2 protein-coding genes, 1 pseudogene and 1 riboswitch are annotated in these 4,748 nt (G+C 73.0%); of the genes and pseudogenes, 2 read left to right on the plus strand and 1 reads right to left on the minus strand.

Features of this window, described 5'->3' with window-relative positions; all coding sequences use genetic code 11:
* Nucleotides 1-450 precede the first annotated feature (450 nt).
* A complete protein-coding gene (locus tag AE652_RS35485; protein ID WP_049659119.1) occupies nucleotides 451-642 on the plus strand; it encodes a DUF5999 family protein in 192 nt (63 codons plus the stop codon).
* Between the two features lie 118 nt (nucleotides 643-760).
* On the opposite strand, the gene gcvP is transcribed toward AE652_RS35485, so the two are convergent.
* Nucleotides 761-3,661, minus strand: coding sequence for an aminomethyl-transferring glycine dehydrogenase (gcvP, locus tag AE652_RS35490; RefSeq protein WP_049659120.1), 2,901 nt, complete (start codon nucleotides 3,659-3,661; stop codon nucleotides 761-763).
* A gap of 237 nt (nucleotides 3,662-3,898) precedes the next feature.
* A riboswitch (glycine riboswitch) is annotated at nucleotides 3,899-4,002 on the minus strand.
* A 223-nt stretch (nucleotides 4,003-4,225) separates the two neighbouring features.
* On the opposite strand from gcvP, the pseudogene AE652_RS45680 reads away from it, so the two are divergent.
* Nucleotides 4,226-4,609: pseudogene (locus AE652_RS45680) on the plus strand (PRC-barrel domain-containing protein); the annotation flags it as partial.
* Between the last annotated feature and the right edge of the window lie 139 nt (nucleotides 4,610-4,748).

The following is a 4,748-nucleotide window of genomic DNA, read 5'->3' on the forward strand; positions in this document are numbered from 1 at the left end:
CCCCGCTCGCCGGGCCGCTGCTGCTCGGCACCTCCTGACCCGCCGACGCCCCACGGGCCGCCGGGCCCACCCGCCCGGCGGCCCTCGACCGCGCCCGCGCGCCCGCTCCCAAACCCTCACCCGAACGGTGACCACCCGTCCGGGCCATTCGGCATGGCCCCAACGGGCCATGTCCCGACTGACCCACCGGTGCGCCTTTTCCCGTCGGCCCCACCTGAACGGGTGATCTCTACCCGGGAGTTGTGGCGCATGTCACGAAATCCCTGCGCGCGGCTCCCGGGATGCCGACACTGGGAACCAGCGTGGAAGGACCCCCTGTCCTACCCACTTGGGCGCCGGCCCACACTTGGCCGGCGCGCGGACAGGATCCGACCACCGCGGCGGCCCCGGACGGCACCACCTCCGGCGACCGCACCACGGGGAGGATCGCAGAGCGAAGCGAGGGTACGCATGTGCCAGCACCGTCCTGAGTGCCCGACGGCCGAGTCCGAGGACCGCGAGGCGGCCGTATCGGTGGCCCGTCACCCGGAGCAGGGCTGGAGCCTGCTCTGCAACGGCGTCGTCCTGTTCGAGGACACCGGCGAACTGCTGCCCGACGGCCGGGTGATCGCCCCGCGCCGCCCCGTCGCCCACGCGGCCTGACCACCCGGTCCGACCGTACGGCGGGGGCAGCCGCCGACCAGCGCAGACGGGCAGGGCCCCGGCGGAGAACTCCGCCGGGGCCCTGCCGTCCGACCCGGACCTCCTGGGCCCGGTCGGGTCAGACGCCGTACTCGTCCAGCGGCGGGCAGGAGCAGACCAGGTTGCGGTCGCCGTACGCGCCGTCGATCCGGCTCACCGGCGGCCAGTACTTGTCCGCCGGGTTCACGCCCGCCGGGAAGACCGCCTCCTGCCGCGAGTAGCCGTGCGCCCAGTCGCCGGCCAGCGTGGCGGCGGTGTGCGGGGCGTTGCGCAGCGGGTTGTCGTCGGCCGCCCACTCGCCCGAGCCGACCTTGTCGACCTCGGCCCGGATGGTGATCATCGCGTCGCAGAACCGGTCGATCTCGTGCAGGTCCTCGGACTCGGTCGGCTCGATCATCAGCGTGCCGGCCACCGGGAAGGACATCGTCGGCGCGTGGAAGCCGTAGTCGATCAGGCGCTTGGCGATGTCGTCCACCGTCACGCCCGTCTCCTTGGTCAGCGGGCGCAGGTCGATGATGCACTCGTGCGCGACCAGCCCGCCCGGGCCGGTGTAGAGCACCGGGAAGTGCGGCGCCAGGCGCTTGGCGATGTAGTTGGCGTTCAGCACCGCGACCTGGGTCGCGTGCTTGAGGCCCTCGCCGCCCATCAGCCGGACGTACGCCCAGGAGATCGGCAGGATGGCCGCCGAGCCCCACGGCGCGGCCGAGATCGGGCCCACGCCGGTGGCCGGGCCGGCCTCCGGCTGCAGCGGGTGGTTCGGCAGGTACGGCGCCAGGTGGGCGCGCACCGCGACCGGGCCGACGCCCGGGCCGCCACCGCCGTGCGGGATGCAGAAGGTCTTGTGCAGGTTCAGGTGCGAGACGTCCGCGCCGAACTTGCCCGGCTTGGCCAGGCCGACCAGGGCGTTCAGGTTGGCGCCGTCCACGTACACCTGGCCGCCGGCCTCGTGCACCAGGGCGCAGATGTCGGTGATCTGGGTCTCGTACACGCCGTGGGTGGACGGGTAGGTGACCATCAGCACGGCGAGGTTGTCGCGGTGCTGCTCGATCTTCGCCTTCAGGTCCTCGACGTCCACGTCGCCGTCGACCAGGGTCTTCACCACGACCACACGCATGCCGGCCATCACCGCGGAGGCCGCGTTGGTGCCGTGCGCCGAGGACGGGATCAGGCAGACGTCGCGCCGGGTGTCGCCGTTGGCGTGGTGGTAGGCGCGCACGGCCAGCAGACCGGCCAGCTCGCCCTGCGAGCCCGCGTTCGGCTGGATCGACACGGCGTCGTAGCCGGTCACCTCGACCAGCTGCTGCTCCAGCTGGCGGATCAGGGTCAGGAAGCCCTGGGCCTGGTCGATCGGCGCGAAGGGGTGCAGCTGGCCGAACTCCGGCCAGGTCACCGCCTCCATCTCGGTGGTCGCGTTGAGCTTCATGGTGCAGGAGCCCAGCGGGATCATGCCGCGGTCCAGCGCGTAGTCCCGGTCCGACAGGCGGCGCAGGTAGCGCAGCATGGCGGTCTCCGAGCGGTGGCTGTGGAAGACCGGGTGGGTCAGGTACTCGTCCTCGCGCAGCAGCGCGGCGGGCAGCGTCTCGGCGGCCTCGGCGACCTCGACGGCGGGGACGCCGAACGCGGCCCAGACGCCGGCCAGGTGCTCGCGGGTGGTGGTCTCGTCGGTGGAGACGGAGATCCGGTCCGCACCGTCCTGGTGGACGTTGATGCCGTTGGCGCGGGCGGCGGCGGCGATCTCGGCGGCGCGGCCCGGGACGACGGCGGTGACGGTGTCGAAGAACTCGCCGTGCAGCAGCTCGACGCCGCCGGCCCGCAGGCCCTCGGCGAGGGCGGCGGCGTAGCGGTGGGTGCGGCGGGCGATGTCGGCCAGGCCGTCGGGGCCGTGGTAGACGGCGTACATCGAGGCCATCACGGCGAGCAGCACCTGGGCGGTGCAGATGTTGCTGGTGGCCTTCTCGCGGCGGATGTGCTGCTCGCGGGTCTGCAGCGCCAGGCGGTAGGCGCGGTTGCCGTCGACGTCGACGGAGACGCCGACCAGGCGGCCGGGCAGCGAGCGGGCGAACTCGGCGCGCACCGACAGGTAGCCGGCGTGCGGACCGCCGAAGCCCATCGGCACGCCGAAGCGCTGCGAGGTGCCGCAGGCGATGTCGGCGCCCAACGAACCCGGGGACTTGAGCAGGGTCAGCGCGAGCAGGTCGGCGGCGACGGCGACGATCGCGCCCAGGCCGTGCGCCTGCTCGATCACCGCGGTGAGGTCGCGGACCACACCGGTGGCGCCCGGGTACTGGAGCAGCACGCCGAAGACGCCGCGCTCGACGATCTCGGCCGGGATGCCCTCGGACAGGTCGGCGACGACGACCTCGACACCGGTCGGCACGGCACGGGTGTTGATCACCGCGACGGTCTGCGGCAGGGTCTCGGCGTCGACCAGGAAGACGCCGCCCTTGACCTTGGTGACGCGGCGGGCCAGCGCCATCGCCTCGGCGGCCGCGGTGCCCTCGTCCAGCAGCGAGGAGCCGGAGGTCGGCAGGCCGGTCAGGTCGGAGACCAGGGTCTGGAAGTTGAGCAGCGCCTCCAGGCGGCCCTGCGAGATCTCCGGCTGGTACGGGGTGTAGGCGGTGTACCAGGCCGGGTTCTCCATGACGTTGCGCAGGATCACCGGCGGGGTGAAGGTGCCGTAGTAGCCCAGGCCGATCATCGGCTGGAGCACCTGGTTGCGGCCGGCCAGCTCGCGCAGCTCGGCGAGGACCTGGGCCTCGGTCCGGCCCGCGGGCAGGTCCAGGGCGGTGATGGAGCGGATCGCCTCGGGCACCGCGGTGGCGGCGAGCTCGTCCAGCGAGCCGTAGCCGACGGACGCCAGCATCTTCTCCTGCGCGGCGGCGTCGGGGCCGATGTGGCGGTTCTCGAAGGGGCTGGCCAGCTCAAGCTCGGTGAGGGTCGAGGCGCCGGTGGGGCGTCCCGCGTTCGGCTGGGCGTTCATGGTGGTCGAGGCCTCCTGGTCACGGACCGGCGGGGGTACGCACGCCGGCCGGCCTCGCCGCTGCGGACAGCGGACGAACCTGGGCGGGCGGACCCGACAGGCCTCCCCCTCTGTCATCGGGACCTGAGAGCTTCACCCGCACGGGGCGCTGTGGGCGCTCCGTCGGCTTGCACCGTCGGTGAGGGTGGTGATCGCCGGCTTCCGCGCCGACGCTCCTGCCCTGCTTTCCAGAGTGACCTACCCCACACGGTACGGATGCCTGAGAGATTCCGGGGAGGAGTTGCTCCTTCGGCGCTCCGACCAGCGGCTTTCGCAGTCGGAGACTCTCCCGAGCGGGCTCTGCGGTCGTCGCCCAGGGTACCAGCGGGAGGCCCCCCGATCACGGGTGCGTCAGGTCGTTCGGGGTCTACGCGCGTCCCCCGGACGGTCCAGCGCGCAGCCCGTCCGGCGCACCCCGCTCGCGTCCGTCCGATTCATGGCTTTTGGTGTGAAGTGGCGGACGGAACGGGTGCTCCGGCCGCCTTCCTGCGGGAGTTCCGCAAGCTCAGCGCACGGGAGGAAAGAGTGCAGACCGACATCGACCCCCGGGACCTCATCGGTCACAAGGCCGTCGACCGCAACGGAGACAAGATCGGCACGGTCGACGAGGTCTACCTGGACGACGCCACCGGCCGGCCCGAGTGGGCCGCGGTCCGGACCGGCATCTTCGGCCGGGACGCCTTCGTCCCGCTGACCACGAGCGAGTTCGCCGGCGACGAGCTCCGGGTGCCGTACGACAAGTCGCTGGTGAAGGAGTCGCCGGACTTCGGCGTCGGCCAGCACCTGTCCCCCGCCCAGGAGCTCCAGCTGTACCGCTACTACGGGCTCGACACCCCGATGGACGGCCGCCCGAGCCACGAGAACGGGAGCCGGCCCAAGCAGGCCGACCTCGACTTCGGCACCACGGCGGCGGCCGCCGCCGCCACGACGACCGCGGCGGCCCCGGCGAAGTCGCTCACGTTCCACACCCCCGAGCGCTCCCCCGAGCCCGTTCCCGAGCCCGCCCCGGCCAGAGCCCCCGTCGCCACCGCCCCGCCCACCGCCGCCG

Origin of the sequence: Kitasatospora sp. MY 5-36 (assembly GCF_001182915.1) — a bacterium.
In the GTDB taxonomy this organism is placed as follows: domain Bacteria; phylum Actinomycetota; class Actinomycetes; order Streptomycetales; family Streptomycetaceae; genus Kitasatospora.